This is a genomic window from Burkholderia glumae LMG 2196 = ATCC 33617 (assembly GCF_000960995.1).
GTDB lineage: Bacteria > Pseudomonadota > Gammaproteobacteria > Burkholderiales > Burkholderiaceae > Burkholderia > Burkholderia glumae.
Genome location: NZ_CP009434.1, coordinates 2,584,267 through 2,602,615 on the forward strand (window position 1 = coordinate 2,584,267; position 18,349 = coordinate 2,602,615).

The window sequence follows — 18,349 nt, forward strand, 5'->3', positions numbered from 1 at the left end:
CGACACCGCGGTTCATCCGCCGCCCGCGCGCCGGCCGGACCCGGCAGCGGCATCACCCGGCCGCATCGCCGGCGTCGTCTCCATACTCGCACGCGTTACCGGGCGGCCTCGCCTCCCGGCCACACGCCACAACGACCCACCAAGCTCGGATCAGAAGATGAAAAAACATTTCGCCGCGGCCTCGCTGCTGCTTCCACTCGCCACCGCCGCCTGGGCACAAAGTTCGGTCACGCTTTACGGCATCGTCGATGCCGGCCTCACCTACCGCAGCAATGAACGCACCGGCACCGGGCCGGCTGCGGTCGGCCATTCGAATCTCGCGCTCGCGGGCGGCGCGCTGTCGGGCAGCCGCTGGGGCATCCGCGGCACCGAAATGCTCGGCGGCGGCTGGCGCGCGATCTTCACGCTCGAGAACGGCTTCGAACTCGCCAACGGCACCTCGCAGCAAGGCAACCGCCTGTTCGGCCGGCAGGCCTACGTCGGGCTCGGCCACGCGCGCTACGGGACGCTGACGCTGGGCCGCCAGTACACCTCGCTCGACGATTTCGTGAGCGGCGTGTCGCCCGCGGGGCTCCTGGGCGGCTACGCGGCGCACCCGGGGGACATCGACGATCTCGATCAGACCGTGCGCGTCGACAATGCGGTCAAGTACACCAGCGTCAACTACGACGGCCTCTCGTTCGGCGCCATGTACGGCTTCGGCAACCAGGCGGGCAGCATGAAGCGGCGCAGCACCTGGAGCGTGGCCGCGGCCTACGCGAACGGGCCGCTCAAGCTCGGCGCCGGCTTCGAGCGCGCCGACAACGGCCGTGGCGGCCCGTTCGCCCCGGGCGGCGCCGGCTGGGACAGCAGCGACGACGGCACCTTCGGCTCGTCGATCAGCGAGGGCTTCGCGAGCGCGCAGACGCAGCAGATCGCCGCCGCCGGCGCGACCTGGGACTTCGGCCCGGTGCTGGTGGGCGCCAACTACAGCAACGTGCAATACCGCGCGGGCGGCAATTCGCTATACCACGGCCACGCCACGTTCAATATCGCGGGCCTCTTCACGCAGTGGAAGGTGGAGGCCAACACGCGCCTGTTCGCGGGCTACAGCTACACGCGGCGCGGCAACCTGGACGGCCTCGATGAAAGCGCGACGTACCACAACGCCACGCTCGGCGCGCTTTACGACCTCTCGAAGCGCACCACGGTCTATCTGCTCGGTGCCTACCAGCACGCCTCGGGCATGACGCTCGACGTGTTCGGCCGGCCCACCGCCGCCACCGCGTCGGCCTCCGACAAGGCGAACGGCCATTCGGCGGCCACCCGCTCGCAGACCCTCGTCAGCATCGGCCTGCGCCAGCGCTTCTGACGAACGCGGGCCGCGCCGGCCGCCCGAGGCCGGCGCGTGCCCGGCCGGCGCGCGTTCAGCGGGACAGCGGCGCGCCCATCTGCTCGCGCCCGGCCGGCGTCAGGTCGTCGGCCGTCGCACGGCCGACGAAATCGGTCTCGAAGTGGTCGGCCGGAAAATCGGGCGGGCTGCGGCCGTCGACGAAATGCGGCCACTGCCGCCGCAGATAGGCGTCGTTCTTCGCGCAGCCCGGCGCCGCTGCGATATACATCACGTTGCTGTCGCCGCTGCCGCGGTGCTCGTCCTCGACCGCGTGAATCACGTCGCCGTGCCAGAACACGGTGTCGCCCGGCTGCATCGGCGGAATCGACGAGAGCGCGTCGAACAGCGGCGCGTGGTACTCGGGCCGGATCGACAGCGCGCGGCCCGCCATCGCACCGCACAGGTCGTCCTCGGCCACGTCGTCCTGCAGCGCGCGCAGCAGGATGTACGCCATCGCGTTGGCGATCGGCACCAGTTGCAGCGTGCCGTCGCCGGGGCCTTGCGGCGTCAGCGCGGTCCAGCCCTGGAAGGTGCGGAACATCGAGCAGACGGCCGGCGAGGCGATCTCCTCCACCTCGGTGCGCCAGGCCGCGTCGAACGGATCGTAGTCGCGCCAGTTGCCGGCGAACACGTGCCGGTAGACGCGGCGGAAATTCGCCTCGATCCAGCGCTCCACCGAGCCGCCGTCGCAATGCGCGGACAGCCCCAGCGCCTCGGAGCCGGGCGGGCGCCGGCGCAGCCGGTCCGCGTAGGCCGGCACCCGCTCGGGATCGAAGTGGCGCTCGCCGCCCTCGCCGGTCGAGCGCCACAGCCGGTTCAGGAACACGCGCGCCTGGGTGAGCGCCGGCGACTGGCGCGCGGCCACCTGCGGCGCCGACCAGTAGACGCCGTAGATCTGCGGCCGGCTCGACGCGAGCTGGCCGAAATAGCGGTCCTCGGCGCGGTGCGCGAGCCGCGCGTCCAGCTCGTTGCGCGCGACGTAATCGGCGATCTCGCGATCCCATCGTTCGGCCAGCTCGCGCGCGAACACGCCGCGGATCACGCAGGCACCGCGCTGCTTCACGAGCGCGATCGGCCCGGCCTCGACGCGCCCGGAGGCGATGTCCTCGAAGCGGAGCTCCGGAATCACGGCGGCGCCGCGTTCGCGCAGCGCGACGATCTCGCGCGCCGCCGCGCGCATCGCCGCCTCGACCTCGGTGAATACCTCGCGATAATTCGGCAGCGCCGCGCGCAGCTCGCGCTTGGCCGCGCGGATGGCGGCCGGCATGTCGTCGATGTGCAGGGCCATGATGTCGTCTCCGAATGGTGTTGGGTGCTGCGCATCGTATGCCGGCGCGGCCCGCACCAGTGATACGATCCGGCCATTGTCACGATGGATACGGCCATGAAGCCAGCCTACGAGCATGTCGATTTCGGCGCCGGCTGTTCGGTGCGGATCTACCACCGGCGGCTGCCGCGCATTCCGTTCGAGTGGCACCACCATCCCGAATACGAGCTGACGCTGACGATGAACAGCCGCGGCAAGCGCTACATCGGCGATTCGGTGGCCGCCTACGGCGACGACGACCTGGTGCTGGTGCCGCCCAACCTTCCGCACACCTGGGCGTCGAACCGCTCGATCGAGGCAGGCAGCCCGCAGGTGGCGATCGTGATCTGGTTCGACGGTGCCTGGCTGCACCGGCTCGCCGACCTCTGTCCCGAACACAATGGCCTGCGCGACCTGCTGCGGCGCGCCGCCTGCGGGCTGCGCTTCGAGGACGGCGCCGGCACGCGCATGCGCGAGCGGCTCGACGCGCTGCTGGCCGACGCGCCGCGCGAACGGCTCTGCGCGGTGCTGGACCTGCTGCATGCGCTGGCGGCCACGCCGGCCGAGCCGCTCGCCACGCCGAGCGCGTTCGGCGCGGCGGCGGGCACGCTCGGCACTCACGCGCCCGAGCGGCTCGCGCGCGTGCTCGCGCTGATCGACACGCAGTATGCAAGGCCGCTTCGGCTCGCCGCGCTCGCGAAGGCGGCCGGCCTGTCGGAACGCACGCTGACCCGCCAGTTCGCGCGGCATCTGGGCGAGAGCGTGGGCCGCTACGTCACGCGCGTGCGGCTCGGCCACGCCTGCCGGCTGCTGGCCGATACGACGCTGCCGGTAGCGGTGATCGCCGAGCGCTCGGGGTTTCCGAGCGCCGCGCATTTCAACCGGCAGTTCAAGGCTGCCCGCGGCGCGACGCCGGTGGCCTGGCGCCAGCAGTTCGCGCAGGCGCGCCGCGCCGAGGCGCCGGCGCTGACCGAGCGCCCGCCGTCGCTGCGAACGCGCCCCCCCGCGCGCCCGGTAAAAGCGGTGCGGACGCGCTAGCGCGGGCACGCGCCGTTCCTGGCCCGGGCGCGGGCCGCCCTGGCACGCACCGCCCATGTAGGAATTACAAGCGCACGCGCCGCGCGGGGGTATCGACCCTGCCCGCGAGCCGCCCGCCGCCTGCCCGCCTTCGCGATGCTGCATCGGCCATCCGTGCCGCCCCCCGCGCTGCGGCTCTTCTCGATTCCGCGCCGAGCCCCGCCACGCATGGCCGGCGCACGGATCGGGCGGGCCGCCGCGCATCGCCTCGCGGCGGCGCGCGGCGCGCACACCGGCGAACGGGCACGGGATCTGCTTGAAGACGAGGCGCACCGGCCCGTTCCATCCGGCCGGTGCCGCATCGATACGAATGCGTCGGGCGCCGCCCGCACGCCGCGCGCGGCGGCACACGATGCCGCCGCGGCCGCGCCGGCCGCCGGCCCGATTCTTCTTCGACGAACGAATAAAGAGGATTGCGATGACCCACAGCACGAAACTGACCGATGTCCAGACCCTGCGCGAGCGCGCCCGCAAGCATGTCGATGACGGCGCCGTGACGGCCGGCTATGGCGCCGACCGCGACACCGTCCTGCGGCTGCTCAACGAGGCGCTCGCCACCGAAATCGTCTGCATGCTGCGCTACCGGCGCCATCACTACATGGCCAAGGGCATACAGTCGTCGGCGATCGCCGACGAGTTCCTCGCGCACTCGAACGAGGAGCAGAGCCACGCCGACATGATCGCCGCGCGCATCGTGCAGCTCGGCGGCAGCCCCGATCTCGCGCCGGACGGGCTCACCGCGCGCAGCCACGCGGAATACGTGGAGGGCTCGTCGCTGGTCGACATGATCGTCGAGAACCTGGTGGCCGAGCGGATCGCGATCGACAGCTATCGCGACGCGATCCAGTACCTCGGCGACAAGGATCCGACCACGCGCCGCCTGTTCGAAACCATCCTGGCGGTGGAAGAGGAACACGCCGACGACATGTCCGACCTGATGCAGGGCCTGCCGCCCGAGCTCAAGAAGCAAGGCGCGAACGGCAAGATGAACTGAGCACCGCGCGCGCAGCATCACGGCGCGCGGCGCGCACCGCACTGCATCGTCAGGCGGCACCGGCCGGCATGGCGTGTGCCGCGAGGCGAGGCGTTCCCGTGACGGCGGGATTCGATCCGTCTGCAGCGAGCACGATCGACCAGAGGAGAAAGATCATGAACAAGGATCAGGTGAAGGGTATCGCCGAGCAGGTGAAGGGCAAGATCAACGAGGTCGTCGGCAAGGCGACCGGCAACACGAAGCAGGAGGTCAAGGGCGATCTGCAACAGGCGGCAGGCGAGGCACGCAAGGGCCTCGGCGACGCCAAGGACGCGCTGAAGAAGTAAGCGGCGCACCGCGTCCGGAGCGCCCCCGCCCGCACCGCGGCGGGCGGCGGCTCCGGCCCTGCTCGCCGCCCGCCGCGCGGCGCCGTCCGACGCCAAACCAGGAGTACGTGATGAGTTCCACCTCCATCGACGGCAAGCTATCGGCCCTCGAGCAGCTGATCGACTGCCTCGCCACCGGCGAGCCGGCACCGCTTGCCCACTGGCGCGGGCGCCTCGAGGCGATTCTGGCCAGCGACGGCCTGCAGCCGGCGCAGCGCGCGCAGCTGCATGGCATCCTCGCCCGCATCGTTTCGCTCGAAGCAGGACGCGGCGCGCTGCTGACCCACTGAGCGCGCCGCCCGCCTCGGCCGGAAGGCGGTCCGGGGCCTGGTGCGCCGCGCGCGTCAGTGCGTGGCCATTTCCCCATACCCGCCGAGCGCCGCCGTGGCGAGCCCGGGCTCGCGTGCCTGCACGGACGCGCGCCAGGCCGCGTAGTCGGCGCGCGTCCAGTCCAGCTCCACGCCGACGCGCCGCGTGCCGGGGCGGATCTTCGGCTTGTGCAGCGCGAGCGTGATCGCTTCGAGCGCCGGCCATTCGGCGAACGACAGCGCGGCCAGTTCCACCACCAGCGTTTCGAGCAGCCGCGTGTGGGGCTTGCGCGCGAGCCACGCCGCCACGCGCGCGCAGTAGCCGTCGTAGTCGATATAGCCGCCCGGCCCGTGTTCGGTAGGCTCGCAGCGGTAGCCGAGCCGCGCGTCGATCACGATCGGCTGCGGCGCCGCATGCTCGTGCGGATGGATGCCGATGCGCGCCGGCACCTGCAGCGCGTCGATGAACACGCTCCAGCCGCGCCCGCGCGGCGGCTCGAGCGGCGCGAACGGACCATCGACGGGCTTCATGACTGGAGCGGCGCCGCGGCGTCGAGCATGATGCGCACGAAATAGTCGGCGAAGCTGCGGCGGATCACCAGTTCGTAGCATTGCTCGCCGGTGGGCACCAGCGTCAGCGAAGCCTTGAAGTAATGGCTCTGCGCGCATTGGCCCACGCCGAAGCCGCGTGGATGCAGGTCGAGCGGGCAGCCGCGCGCGATCACGTCGCGCACCCGCTCGCCGCTGATCTCGAGCACGGTGTAGCCGCTGCCGACATCCACCGCCGCCGCATAGAGCCCGGCCAGCGCCGGCACGAGCCGGCCTTCGAGCTGCCCGGCCGCCACCGGGCCATGCGAGCGCACCAGCCACTCGTCGGGGCCGAGCCACAGCACGTCGTATTCGGCGCCGCGCGCCACCGTGTTCGGCTTAACGGGCGGCCGGCAGCCGACCACCTGCTCGAACGCGGCGACGAAGGCCGGATCGGCCGCCTCGCCGCGCACGTTGACGAGATCGAGGAACGGCCGCTCGCGCAGCTGAAACTTCTGCGAGGCGCGGCCCTGATGCGGCTTCAGCACGTCCTGCGCGCCCACCAGCGGCGATTCGAGCCGCAGTCCCGCGCCCTGCACGGCCACCGAAGGCTGATTTCTCGTTTCATTCCACATTCTGACGTACCCCTTCGGTGTCGTAGAAAACCGGGCTCGTGATCTTCGCGACCACGCGCTTGCCGTTCGCGAGCGAGATCGCCACCGGCTGCCCCATCTTGTTCAGGCCGCCCTTCACCACGGCCAGCGCGATCGAGCGCTTCAGGATCGGGCTGTAGTAGCTCGACGTGACGTGGCCGATCATCGGCGTCAGACCGTCGGCGTTCGCGCTCGCGTCGGGCTCGACGATCTGGCCGCCTTCTTCCAGCACCAGCGCCGGGTCCTCGGTCAGCAGGCCGACGAACTGCTTGCGGTTCTCGCGCATCGTGTCCGAGCGCGACAGCGAGCGCCGGCCGAGGAAGTCCTTCGATTTCGCCACCAGGCCGCTCATGCCGAGATCGTGCGGCGTGATCGAGCCGTCGGTGTCCTGGCCGACGATGATGTAGCCCTTCTCGGCGCGCAGCACGTGCATCGTCTCGGTGCCGTACGGCGTGATGTCGTACTCGGCGCCGGCCGCCATGATCGCTTCCCAGACCGCGCGGCCCGCGTTGGCCGGCACGTTGATTTCATAGGCCAGCTCGCCCGAGAAGCTGATTCGCATCACGCGCGCTTTCACGCCCGCCACCGTGCCTTCGCGATAGCTCATGAACGGGAACGCGGCGTTCGCGAAATCGATGTCCCGGCAGACCTTCTGCACCACCTTGCGGCTGTTCGGGCCGACCACGGCGAAGGTCGCCCAGTGGTCGGTGACCGACGACAGGCGCACCTTCAGGTCGGGCCATTCGGTCTGCAGCCAGCGCTCCAGCCAGGTCAGCACGCGCGCGGCCCCGCCGGTGGTGGTGGTCATCATGTAGTGCTGCTCGCCGAGGCGCACCGTCACGCCGTCGTCGAACACCATGCCGTTCTCGTCGAGCATCAGGCCGTAGCGGCACTTGCCGACTTCCAGCTTGTTCCACGGGTTGGTGTAGACCCAGTTCAGCAGCTTGACCGCGTCGGGGCCCTGGATGTCGATCTTGCCGAGCGTGGAGGCGTCGAGGATGCCCACGCTGTTGCGCACCGCCAGGCATTCGCGCGCCACCGCCGCGTGCAGGTCCTCGCCGGGCTTCGGGAAGTACCAGGGGCGCTTCCAGTTGCCGACGTCCTCGAACAGCGCGCCGTGCTCGACGTGCCACTCGTGCACGCAGGTCTTGCGGATCGGGTCGAGGAAATCGCCCAGCTCGCGGCCCGCGAACGCGCCGAACGTGACCGGCGTGTAGTTCGGGCGATAGGTGGTGGTGCCGGTCTCGGGGATGGTCTTGCCGAGCGCCAGCGCGAGGATCGCCATGCCGTTGATGTTGCCGAGCTTGCCCTGGTCGGTGCCGAAGCCCATCGCGGTGTAACGCTTGACGTGCTCGACCGACTCGAAGCCCTCGCGCGCGGCCAGCAGGATGTCGGCCGCGCCGACGTCGTTCTGGAAATCGACGAAGCGCTTCGGCCCGCGCGTGACCTGCTCGCCGCGGCCCACCAGCCAGAGCGGCTCGAGCGGCGCCTCGGCCAGATCGGTCGCCTGCGGCGCGACGGGGCGCTGCGCGGCGCCGAAGCCGGCGGCCCGCGCGGCCTCCGCGCCGGCATCGACGGCCAGCCGCAGGCCGCGCGCCAGCGAGAATTCGCCGGCCGCCGCGCCCACGCTGGTCTCGCGCTGCAGCGCCTTGCCCGGCACGAAGCAGGCCTTCTCGTCGTGCCAGTGCGCCTTGCCGCCCGACTGCGCGAACAGGTGCAGCACCGGGCTGAAGCCGCCCGACATCGCCAGCAGGTCGCAGCCGAGCGTGGCGGTGGTGGCGCCCATGGCGCCGTTGGCGTAGGAGGCGATCTCCACCGACTGCACGTGCTGCCTGCCGTTGGCGGTGCTCACCACCGAGCCGTTCATCACGGCCACGCCATGCTTCTTCGCGGCGGCGGGCAGCGCGCCGTTGCTGTCCTGGCGCGAATCGACCACGGTGACCTTCGCGCCGTGCGCCTTCAGGTCGAGCGCGGTCTGGTAGCCGCGGTCGTTGTTGGTGAACACCACGGCGTTGCGGCCCGGCAGCACGCCGTAGCGATGGATGTAGGCCGACACCGCGCCGGCCAGCATCACGCCGGGCAGGTCGTTGTTGCCGAACACGAGCGGCCGCTCGTGCGCGCCGGTGGCGAGGATCACGTGCTTGGCGCGGATCTTCCACAGCAGCTCGCGCGAGCCCTTGCGCATCGACACCGGCTGGTGCTCGGTCAGGCGTTGCGCGACCGTGACGAGATTGTGGTCCTGATAGCCGAACGCGGTGCTGCGCGTGAGGAGCTTCACGTCGGGCAGGCGCGCGAGCTCCGCCTCGATCTTCTCGACCCATTGCAGCGCCGGCCGGCCGTCGATCTCGGCGCGGCACGACAGCAGGCTGCCGCCGAGTTCGCGCTGGTCGTCCACCAGGATCACGCGCGCGCCCGAGACGGCCGCCGCGTGCGCGGCGGCGAGCCCGGTCGGCCCGCCGCCCACCACCAGCACGTCGCAATGCGCGAACTGCTTGTCGTAGCGGTCGGCGTCGAGCTGCTCGGGCGCCCTGCCGAGGCCGGCCGCCTCGCGGATCTTCTCCTCGTACTTCGGCCAGAACTTGCGCGGCCACATGAAGGTCTTGTAGTAGAAGCCGGCCGGCATGAAGCGCGCGAACTTCTGGTTGATCGCCATGCGGTCGTTCTCGAGCGACGGCACGGCGTTGACGCTGCTGGCCACGAGGCCCTGGTACAGCTCGATCTCGGTGGCGCGCGCGTTCGGCACCGTGTAGGCGCCCGTCTCCAGCTGCACGATGGCGTTCGGCTCGGCCACGTCGGCCGTCACGATGCCGCGCGGGCGGTGGTACTTGAAGCTGCGCGCGACGAAATGCACGCCGTTGGCGAGCAGCGCAGAGGCCAGCGTGTCGCCCTGGAAGCCTTGGTAGGTGCGGCCGTTGAACGTGAAGGAGAGCGGAATCGCGCGGTTGATCCGGCCGCCCGCGCTCAGGCGGTCTTTCTGGCTCATTTCGTGTTGCCCTCTTGTGCGTCTTGTCCGTCGTGCGCGGGTGCGCCGAACGTCTCGTAGCCCTGGATGTCGTAGCTCACCGTGTCGCGCGTGGCCTTGAACCAGCGGCGGCAGCCCTGGGTGTGCAGCCATTGCTCGCGATGCACGCCGCGCGGGTTCTTGCGCATGAACAGGTAGTCGCCCCACTCGCGGTCGGAGAGCGCGTCGGTGTCGAGCGGGCGCATGATGTCGGCTTCCCCGCCGCAGGAAAATTCGGATTCGGCGCGCGGCCCGCACCACGGGCATTCGATCAGCAGCATGTTGGGGTTCCTCGTGGCGTGGGTCAGTGGGCGACGGCGGCGGCGCCGTGCTCGTCGATCAGGTGGCCGCTGTAGAAGCGGTCGAGCGCGAACGGCGCGTTCAGCGGATGCGGCTCGTCGCGCGCGATGGTGTGCGCGTAGGTCCAGCCCGAGCCCGGAGTGGCCTTGAAGCCGCCCGTGCCCCAGCCGCAGTTGAAGTACAGGCCCTTCACGTCGGTCTTGCTGATGATCGGGCAGGCGTCGGGCGAGACGTCGACGATGCCGCCCCACTGGCGGTTCATGCGCACGCGCGAGAACACCGGGAACATCTCGACGATCGCCTCCAGCGTGCCCTCGATGATCTGGAAGCTGCCGCGCTGGCCGAACCCCGTGTATTGATCGATGCCCGCGCCGATCACGAGGTCGCCCTTGTCGGACTGGCTGATGTAGGCATGCACCGCGTTCGACATCACCACCGTGTTGACCACCGGCTTGATCGGCTCGGACACCAGCGCCTGCAGCGGATGGCTCTCGATCGGCAGCCGCACGCCGGCCATGTCGGCCAGCGTCGAGGTGTTGCCGGCCGCCACCACCGCCACCTTCTTCGCCTTGATGAAGCCCTTCACGGTATCCACGCCGGTCACGGCGCCGCCGTCGCGGCGGATGCCGATCACCTGGCAGTTCTGGATGATGTCCACGCCGGCGCGGTCGGCGCCGCGCGCGAAGCCCCAGGCCACCGCGTCGTGGCGCGCCACGCCGCCGCGCCGCTGGATCGAGGCGCCGAGCACCGGATAGCGGCTGTTGAGGTTGATGGTCGGCTCGATCTCCTTGATCTGCGCCGGCGTGAGGAATTCGGCATCCACCCCGTTCAGGCGGTTGGCGTTGACGCGGCGCTGCGTGTCGCGCACGTCCTGCAGCGTGTGCGCGAGGTTCATCACGCCGCGCTGGCTGAACATCACGTTGTAGTTGAGTTCCTGCGAGAGCCCTTCCCAGAGCTTCATCGCCTTCTCGTAGAGCCCGGCCGACTCGTCCCACAGGTAGTTCGAGCGCACGATGGTGGTGTTGCGCGCGGTGTTGCCGCCGCCGATCCAGCCCTTCTCGAGGATCGCCACGTTGGTGATGCCGTGCTCCTTGGCGAGGTAGTAGGCGGTGGCCAGCCCGTGCCCGCCGCCGCCGACGATCACGACGTCGTACTCCTTCTTCGGCTCGGGGCTCTTCCACTGTCGTTCCCAGTTCTCGTGGTACGACAGGCCGTTGCGGAACAGGCTGAATATCGAGTAGCGGCTCATGTGCGATTACCTTGGTTTAGCATTCGATGACGTTCACGGCGAGGCCACCGCGCGACGTCTCCTTGTATTTCGTCTTCATGTCGGCGCCGGTCTCGCGCATCGTCTTGATCACCGAATCGAGCGACACGTAGTGCTGGCCGTCGCCCTTGAGCGCCATGCGCGAGGCGTTCAGCGCCTTGATCGCGCCCATCGCGTTGCGCTCGATGCAGGGAATCTGCACCAGGCCGCCCACCGGGTCGCAGGTCATGCCGAGGTTGTGCTCCATGCCGATCTCGGCGGCGTTCTCGACCTGGTCGGGATTGCCGCCCATCACGGCGGCGAGCGCGGCGGCGGCCATCGAGCAGGCCACCCCCACCTCGCCCTGGCAGCCCACCTCGGCGCCCGAGATCGAGGCGGTTTCCTTGTAGATGATGCCGATCGCGGCGGCCGTCAGCAGGAACTCGACGATGCCCTGCTCGTCCGAGCCCGGCACGAACTTCACGTAGTAGTGCAGCACCGCCGGGATCACGCCGGCCGCGCCGTTGGTGGGTGCCGTCACCACCCGGCCGCCCGCGGCGTTCTCCTCGTTCACGGCCATCGCGTAGAGGTTGACCCAGTCGAGCATCGACAGCGGATCGCGCAGCGATTCCTCGGAGCGGCTGCGCAGGCGGTTGTAGAGATCGGCCGCGCGGCGCTTGACGCGCATCGGGCCCGGCAGGTCGCCCTCCACCTTGCAGCCGCGCTCGACGCAGGCCGCCATGGTCCGCCAGATCGCCAGCAGCCCGGCGCGCACTTCCTCGGCCGGGCGCAGCGCGCATTCGTTGCGCAACGTCAGCTCGGCGATCGACAGGCCGCTCTCGCGACAGGCACGCAGCAGGTCGCTGCCGGTGCGGAACGGATACGGCACGTCGACGGCCGCGCGCACGCCGTTTACGCGGTCGCCGTCGCGGTTCACCACGAAGCCGCCGCCCACCGAGTAATACTCCTTCTCCACCAGCAGCTGGCCGTGCTCGTCGAACGCCTGGAAGCGCATGCCGTTCGGGTGCACGATGCCGGTGCAGGCCATCATGCGGCGGTAGAAGCCCAGGTCTTCCTTCTCCTCGAAGCGCACCGCGTGCCGGCCCAGCAGGTTGAGCGTCCTTTCGGCGCGGATCGCCTTCAGGCGCGGCTCGATCAGGTCGGGGTCGATCAGGTCGGGCAGATGGCCCTCCAGGCCGAGCAGCACCGCCTTGTCGGTGCCGTGGCCCTTGCCCGTCGCGCCGAGCGAGCCGTACAGCTCGACCCGCACGCGGCGCACGAACGCCAGCAGGTTGGCGTCCTCCACGTGCGAGGCGAACCGGCAGGCCGCGATCATCGGACCGACCGTATGCGAGCTCGACGGACCGATGCCGATCTTGAACAGATCGAAAACGCTGACGTTCATCTGACTGCTTCTCCGGTGGATACGCAACGGTTGGACACTGGGCGTCAGTACATCAAAGCGTAAAATCCGCCGATAGAACAAAAACGGCATCGACGTGGGATGGCGCCGCCACCGGGGCGGCGCCATCCCCGAAAACAGCGCTTTGACGATGATTGGCGACGGAAAAACGCAAGTCCGCCCCCGCTCGATCGGCGACGCTCGGTACGTGGGGCGCCGCCGTCCGGCGCTCTCCCGGTTTTCCCTGACTACGCTGCAATGACGCCCGACCTGCCCGCCTCGCTGCTGTCCGCCGATGCCGCCCCCACCCGGCTGCGCTTCGGCATCGTGCTGTTGCCGAATTTCACGCTCACCGCGTTTTCCGGTTTCGTCGACATGCTGCGGCTGTCGGCCGACGACGGCGACCACAGCAAGCCGGTGCGCTGCGCCTGGACCGTGATCGGCGACACGCTCGCGCCGGTGCGCGCGAGCTGCGGCATCCAGATCACGCCGTGGCAGACCTTCGACGAGGCCGAGCCGTTCGACTACGTGGTGGTGGTGGGCGGGCTGCTGCATTCGGGGCCGCAGGCCGGCCCCGAGACGCTGCGCTTCATCCGCGATGCGGCGGCGGCCGGCGCGAACATGGTGGGCATCTGCACCGGCGTGTTCGCGCTGATGCGCGCGGGCGTGCTCGACGCGCACCGGATCTGCGTGAGCTGGTTCCACTACTGGGATTTCATCGAGCGCTTCCCGAACGTCGACCCGCAGCGGCTGATCGCCGACCGCCTGTTCGTGATCGACCGCCGCCGCATCACCTGCTCGGGCGGGCGCGCCTCGATCGACGTGGCCGCCGCGATCCTGCTGCGCCACTTCGATCACGCCACGGTGCAGAAGGCGCTGCGGATCCTGCTGGTGGGCGAAATGCAGAAGGGCAACGCGCCGCAGCCGCACCCGCCGGGGCTCGAGCCCGCCACGCATCCGAAGGTCAAGCGCGCGATCCTGCTGATGGAGCAGCATGTGGGGCGCGCGCTGCCGCTCGAGGAGCTGGCCTGCAAGCTGGATCTGTCGGCGCGCCAGCTGGAACGGCTGTTCAAGGCCGAGACGGGCAGGAGCCCGCAGGCTTACGCCAAGCAGGTGCGGCTGCGCACCGCCGCCTGGCTGCTGACGAGCTCGGACCGCACGGTGGCGGACATCGCGTCGAGCTGCGGCTTCGCCGATGCCTCGCACCTGGGGCGCGAGTTCCGCAAGCAGTTCGACGCGACGCCCGCCGCGTATCGGGACAAGGGCGGGGCCGCAGCGGCGGTGCCGGGCGAGACGGCCGAAGACGCCGGGCCGGCCCCGGACGCGGCCGGCTGCGAGGCGGGCGACGCCGCGCGCACGGCCACCGGCGCCGCCGAGGCGCCGTGAGGCAGGCTGCCGTCGATGCGAGCCGGGCTTGCGCCCGGTCCCGAACGGATCGAAGCTTGCCCGCCGAGGCAGCGGGGCAGGATGAGCCGGTCCGCGCGGCAAGCGCGCGAGGCCGGCCTGCTTGCGCGGCGCACCGGCATGGCGCGTGCCCCGAACTGCGGCCCGCTGTCCGGACCGAGGCGACGCGGTGCGCCATGCGGGCCGACCGGCCCTGACGCGCGCTCGATCACGCGGCGCGGGCGAGTCGAGTTCGCTGCCTCGACGGCCAAGCCTGCGCGCGTGTCTTCGTCGCCCACCGTCAGGCACTCCCGGTGCTGACGATTGGCGCAGGCATCGAACACGAACTCATGGGCCCGGGGCGTGCCGCGCCGACAGGCCACGCGCTTTGGCACGCAAGCTACTGACGGCGAGCGCGCTCAGGCATAGGTGTCGACATTCGACCCGACATGGCTCGATCCGCTCGCCCGCGCCGCCGCGGTGAGCGTGCCGAGCGCCTGCTGCAACGCACCGGAGATGGTTTGCACCTGCTGCGCGGCCGCCTCGCGCTGCGCAGCGGTATGCGCCTGCGCGAGCTGCTGTTCGGCCTTCGCGAGTTGCTGCTCGAGGCGCTTGACCGTCTGTTGGAGCTGCGCGAGCTGGCCGGACGACGTGCTTTGTCCCGACGTTGCTCCGCCGCCGCCGCCCGATCGAGGCTTGGCCGACGTGCTCGTCGTGCCCGAATCCGCCGGGGTGGCGGCGGTGCCGGCAGCACTCGACGCGTTCGGCGCACCGCTGCCGGCCGAGGCATCGGCGCCCGTCGCGCCCGTCGCGCCCGTCGCGCCCGTCGCGCCCGTCGCGCCCGTCGCACCCGTCGCACCCGTAGCGCCAGCAGTCGCCGCGGCGCCACTGGCCGGGGCCGCGGTGCTACCCGCCGCGCCCGCCGCCGGCTGGGCGCGCGACAGGTTCGCTGCGGACGCGGGCCCCGTCGTGCCGGCCGCGCGCGGCGGCGCCGCGGCAGCGGCGGTGTCGGCCGTGCCGGCCGCCGTCTGCGCGCTGCGCTGGCGGTCGCGGTTGCCGCGCTGCGAGGCGGACGACGACAGGTCCAGCGCGGTGCTGGCGCTGCCGGCGCCTGGCTGAATGATCATGCGAATTCTCCTGGTGATTGAATGAGGCGGCGCCGCGCCGAACCGCCGTGCTGCCGGCTCGATCGGGGCCGGCGCCCGCGGCCCGCCGTGGCCATGCCTCGGGCGGCCGCGCCGCAAGCCCGCCGGGGGCATCATGCGCCGCGGCCGAGGCCGCCGCGGTTGCCCGCCGTCCGCGCTGCCTTCGCGTCGGCCGGCCAGCCGACCCGCTCGCCGCCGTTCGGGTTATCGGCGGCCGGCGCTGAAAATTGAGCGCGGCCCGACAAACGGGAAGCCTCCGATCGTCGTCGCGCCACACGCCCTCACGGATGGCGGCGGCTCAGTAGCCCACCGCCGCGCCGGCCGGCCGGCGCGGATCGTTCGCGCCGTAGATGAAGCCGGGCCGCACGATGTCCGACACCGACGCATCGTTGCCCGAGCTGGCGCGGCTCGCCACCTCGGTGCCGGGCAGCCCGACCAGCACCAGCTCGGCGGCGCCCCAGGGCGTCTGCTCGACCATCTTGTAGCCCATCCTGCGCAGGATCGCGAGCGTGTCGGGCGACAGGCCGCGCGTTTCGTAATAGACCTCGTCGGGCAGCCACTGGTGATGGACGCGCGGCGCATCCACGGCATCCTGCGGCGGCATCGCGTAGTCGATCACGTTCAGCGCGGTCTCGAGCGTGATCGTGATGATGCGCGAGCCGCCCGGCGAGCCGATCACCATGAACACCTTGCCGTCCTTCGTGACCACCGTCGGCGCCATCGACGAGAGCGGCCGCTTGCCCGGCGCGATCGCGTTGCGCGAGCCCTGCACGAGGCCGAACAGGTTCTGCGCGCCGATCTTGGTGGTGAAGTCGTCCATCTCGTCGTTGAGGAAGAAGCCGGTGCCCGGCGCGATCACCACGGCGCCGAACCGGCCGTTCACCGTGTAGGTGGTCGATACCGCGTTGCCGTCGGCGTCGATGATCGAGTAATGCGTCGTCTCGGGCTTTTCGTGGACGCCGAAGCCCGGCACGACCTGCTTCGACGAGGCGGCCCGATCGTCGCTGATGGTCTGGCGGATCTGGTCCGCATAGGCCTTGCTCGTCAGGCGCTCGACCGGATTGTCGACGAATGCCGGATCGCCGAGCAGCGTGTTGCGGTCGAGATAGGCATGGCGCATCGCCTCGGTCATGTAGTGGACCGCCGCGGCCGAGTGATAGCCGAGCGCGCGCATGTCGTAGCCCTCGAGGATGTTCAGCGTCTCGCAGAGCGTGACGCCGCCCGAGCTCGGCGGCGGCGCCGAGATGAAGGTGTAGCCGCGATAGCTGCATTTGAGCGGCTCGGTGTCCTCGGCGCGGTAGGCCGCGAAATCGGCCGCCGTGATCACGCCGCCGCCGCGCCTCGAGGCGGCTTCCACGGCCTGCGCAATCCTGCCGTGGTAGAACGCGTCGTCGCCGTGCTGCGCAATGCCCTCGAGCGTCGCGGCCAGATCCTTCTGCACCAGGCGGTCGCCGGGCTGCAGCGGCGTGCCGTCCTTGCGCAGGAACACGCGGGCCGCGTCGGGATCGTCGCGCAAGCGGTCGGTGGTGGTGTCGAGGATGTCGGTGTCGCCGCGCGTGAGGACGAAGCCGTCGCGCGCGAGCCGGATCGCAGGCGCCATCACCTGGCGCAGCGTGAGCCTGCCGTACTTGCGCTCGGCGAGGTTCAGGCCGGCCACCGTGCCGGGCACGCCGACGGCCAGATAGCCGTACAGGCTCGCGCCCTTGCGCACGTTGCCGGCCTCGTCGAGGTACATGTTCGCCGAAGCGCCGGCCGGCGCCTTCTCGCGGAAATCGATGAAGCGGTCGCGCCCGTCGGCCAGATGCAGCGTCATGAATCCGCCGCCGCCGATGTTGCCGCAACAGGGGTTCGTGACGGCCTGCGCGTAGCCCACGGCCACCGCCGCGTCCACGGCGTTGCCGCCCTGCTTGAGGATCTGCACGCCGATCTCGGAGGCCAAATGCTGCGACGACACCACCATGCCGTGCCGCGCCTCCACCGCTGGCTCGGAGGCCGCATGGGCGATCGGGGCAAGGCAGACGGCCAGTACGCTGGCGGCGGGAAGGAAGCGCCTCATGTCGCGAAACTCCTGGATGGGCAGTGGAAGGAAGGCGGCCCGCGGCGGCCGGTGGCGCGCCTGAAGCGCGCTGGAAGCCGGCCCGAAGCCGGGCCCGCGGCTTGCCGCGGGCCGAGGCGATCGTAGCACGCATGGCCGCGGGCCGTGGTCCGTCCCGGCGGCCCCGCACCGCCGCCGGGACGGGCAGGCCGGCACGCGCTGCGTGTTCACCGGCGCATGCGCGGCGGCGGCAGGTTCGACCCGCGCGCGAGCTCGACGAACGAGCGCAGATAATCGACCGATTCGTCCGCCTCGCGCATGCCGAGGAAGATCTGCTTGGCGATGCCGTGCTTGCCGAGCTTCACGGCGGCAACCGGCATGCGCTGGACGTATTCCTCGGCAAGCCAGCGCGGCAGCGCGGCCACGCCGCGATTGCTGGCCACCATCTGCAGCATGATGTCGGTGGTCTCGATGGTCTTGTGGCGGCGCGGCGCGATGTTGGCCGGGCGCAGGAAGTGGTTGTAGATGTCGAGCCGGTCGGTTTCGACGGGATAGGTGATGAGGGTCTCGTCCGCCAGTTGCGCGGGCTTCACGTAGCGCACGCCGGCCAGCGGGTGCCGGTCGGCCACCACCAGCACCTGCTCGTAGTCGAACACCGGCTCGAAACGCAGCCCCGGGCGCGCGAGGGGATCGGGGGTAACCAGCACGTCGATGTCATAGCCGAACAGCGCGCCGATGCCGCCGAACTGGAAGCGCTGCTTGACGTCCACGTCCACGTCGGGCCAGCGCGCGAGGTAAGGCGACACCACCTTCAGCAGCCACTGATAGCACGGGTGGCACTCCATGCCGATGCGCAGCGTGCCGCGCTCGCCGTCGGCGTACTGCTTCATGCGCGCCTCGGCATGCTCGAACTGCGGCAGCAGCCGCTCGGCCAGCGACAGCAGGTATTGCCCGGCCTGCGTGAGCCGCAGGCTGCGCCCTTCACGATCCCAGATCGGCGTGCCGAGCTGCTGCTCGATCTTCTTGACGGTGTGGCTCAGCGCCGACTGGGTCAGGCACAGCACGTCGGCGGCGGCCGTCAGCGAGCCCTGCCGGGCGACTTCGCGAATGATGACGAGATGGATGCGTTCGAGCATGAAGGGCGCCCGGCGGCGGGGCCGGGATGGAATTCGAGCATGAAGAATTCTAATCGATCAATGAAAACAATCCATTTTTCTTCATGAGCGGCGGCCCC

Annotated in this window: 16 protein-coding genes; 6 read left to right on the forward strand and 10 right to left on the reverse strand. The window is 70.6% G+C overall.

All coding sequences use genetic code 11. The features are described 5' to 3' along the window. Nucleotides 1-157 precede the first annotated feature (157 nt). The gene (locus KS03_RS11570) at nucleotides 158-1,351 is read left to right on the forward strand and encodes a porin (RefSeq protein WP_012733351.1); all 1,194 of its coding nucleotides are present in this window, start codon (nucleotides 158-160) and stop codon (nucleotides 1,349-1,351) included. Between the two features lie 55 nt (nucleotides 1,352-1,406). On the opposite strand, the gene KS03_RS11575 is transcribed toward KS03_RS11570, so the two are convergent. Then, nucleotides 1,407-2,660 (reverse strand): DUF1479 domain-containing protein, encoded by a 1,254-nt coding sequence (locus tag KS03_RS11575; RefSeq protein WP_012733350.1) that lies wholly within the window; start codon nucleotides 2,658-2,660, stop codon nucleotides 1,407-1,409. A 96-nt stretch (nucleotides 2,661-2,756) separates the two neighbouring features. Between KS03_RS11575 and KS03_RS11580 the strand changes: the two genes are divergently transcribed. From KS03_RS11580 to KS03_RS11595, 4 genes are all read left to right on the forward strand, one after another. After that, nucleotides 2,757-3,716: a helix-turn-helix domain-containing protein gene (locus KS03_RS11580; protein ID WP_012733349.1), complete on the forward strand. Its 960-nt coding sequence runs from the start codon at nucleotides 2,757-2,759 to the stop codon at nucleotides 3,714-3,716. 457 nt (nucleotides 3,717-4,173) lie between these two features. Continuing rightward, entirely contained in the window at nucleotides 4,174-4,749 is a 576-nt protein-coding gene (locus tag KS03_RS11585; RefSeq protein ID WP_012733348.1) for a ferritin-like domain-containing protein, read from the forward strand. A 155-nt stretch (nucleotides 4,750-4,904) separates the two neighbouring features. Beyond that, nucleotides 4,905-5,075 (forward strand): CsbD family protein, encoded by a 171-nt coding sequence (locus KS03_RS11590; RefSeq protein WP_012733347.1) that lies wholly within the window; start codon nucleotides 4,905-4,907, stop codon nucleotides 5,073-5,075. A gap of 110 nt (nucleotides 5,076-5,185) precedes the next feature. Then, entirely contained in the window at nucleotides 5,186-5,404 is a 219-nt protein-coding gene (locus tag KS03_RS11595) for a hypothetical protein (RefSeq protein ID WP_035981938.1), read from the forward strand. A gap of 54 nt (nucleotides 5,405-5,458) precedes the next feature. Here KS03_RS11595 and KS03_RS11600 read toward each other — a convergent pair whose 3' ends face one another. Genes KS03_RS11600 through KS03_RS11625 form a run of 6 tightly spaced genes read right to left on the reverse strand, consistent with a single transcriptional unit; the run spans nucleotide 5,459 to nucleotide 12,555 of the window. Continuing rightward, nucleotides 5,459-5,953: a dihydroneopterin aldolase gene (locus tag KS03_RS11600; RefSeq protein WP_012733346.1), complete on the reverse strand. Its 495-nt coding sequence runs from the start codon at nucleotides 5,951-5,953 to the stop codon at nucleotides 5,459-5,461. Continuing rightward, nucleotides 5,950-6,585 carry a sarcosine oxidase subunit gamma gene (locus tag KS03_RS11605; protein WP_012733345.1) on the reverse strand — a complete coding sequence of 212 codons (636 nt, stop codon included), beginning with the start codon at nucleotides 6,583-6,585 and terminating at the stop codon, nucleotides 5,950-5,952. Before KS03_RS11605 ends, KS03_RS11600 begins: the two co-directional genes overlap by 4 nt. Beyond that, on the reverse strand, nucleotides 6,575-9,586 hold the full coding sequence (locus KS03_RS11610) for a sarcosine oxidase subunit alpha family protein (protein WP_012733344.1): 3,012 nt from the start codon (nucleotides 9,584-9,586) through the stop codon (nucleotides 6,575-6,577). Before KS03_RS11610 ends, KS03_RS11605 begins: the two co-directional genes overlap by 11 nt. Continuing rightward, nucleotides 9,583-9,885, reverse strand: a complete 303-nt coding sequence (locus KS03_RS11615; RefSeq protein ID WP_012733343.1) for a sarcosine oxidase subunit delta — start codon at nucleotides 9,883-9,885, stop codon at nucleotides 9,583-9,585. The genes KS03_RS11610 and KS03_RS11615 overlap by 4 nt, the downstream gene beginning before the upstream one ends. Nucleotides 9,886-9,908: 23 nt before the next feature. Further along, nucleotides 9,909-11,153 (reverse strand): sarcosine oxidase subunit beta family protein, encoded by a 1,245-nt coding sequence (locus tag KS03_RS11620; RefSeq protein WP_012733342.1) that lies wholly within the window; start codon nucleotides 11,151-11,153, stop codon nucleotides 9,909-9,911. 16 nt (nucleotides 11,154-11,169) lie between these two features. Further along, nucleotides 11,170-12,555 (reverse strand): L-serine ammonia-lyase, encoded by a 1,386-nt coding sequence (locus tag KS03_RS11625; protein WP_026051753.1) that lies wholly within the window; start codon nucleotides 12,553-12,555, stop codon nucleotides 11,170-11,172. A 255-nt stretch (nucleotides 12,556-12,810) separates the two neighbouring features. Here KS03_RS11625 and KS03_RS11630 point away from each other — a divergent pair, with 255 nt between their 5' ends. Then, entirely contained in the window at nucleotides 12,811-13,938 is a 1,128-nt protein-coding gene (locus KS03_RS11630) for a GlxA family transcriptional regulator (RefSeq protein ID WP_012733340.1), read from the forward strand. Between the two features lie 416 nt (nucleotides 13,939-14,354). On the opposite strand, the gene KS03_RS28945 is transcribed toward KS03_RS11630, so the two are convergent. The 3 genes from KS03_RS28945 to KS03_RS11645 all read right to left on the reverse strand — a co-directional run bounded on the left by KS03_RS28945 (nucleotide 14,355) and on the right by KS03_RS11645 (nucleotide 18,251). Continuing rightward, entirely contained in the window at nucleotides 14,355-15,062 is a 708-nt protein-coding gene (locus KS03_RS28945) for a hypothetical protein (RefSeq protein WP_050811440.1), read from the reverse strand. Nucleotides 15,063-15,378: 316 nt separating this feature from the next. After that, a complete protein-coding gene (gene ggt, locus KS03_RS11640; protein WP_012733339.1) occupies nucleotides 15,379-17,136 on the reverse strand; it encodes a gamma-glutamyltransferase in 1,758 nt (585 codons plus the stop codon). A gap of 206 nt (nucleotides 17,137-17,342) precedes the next feature. Further along, nucleotides 17,343-18,251: a LysR family transcriptional regulator gene (locus tag KS03_RS11645; protein ID WP_012733338.1), complete on the reverse strand. Its 909-nt coding sequence runs from the start codon at nucleotides 18,249-18,251 to the stop codon at nucleotides 17,343-17,345. Between the last annotated feature and the right edge of the window lie 98 nt (nucleotides 18,252-18,349).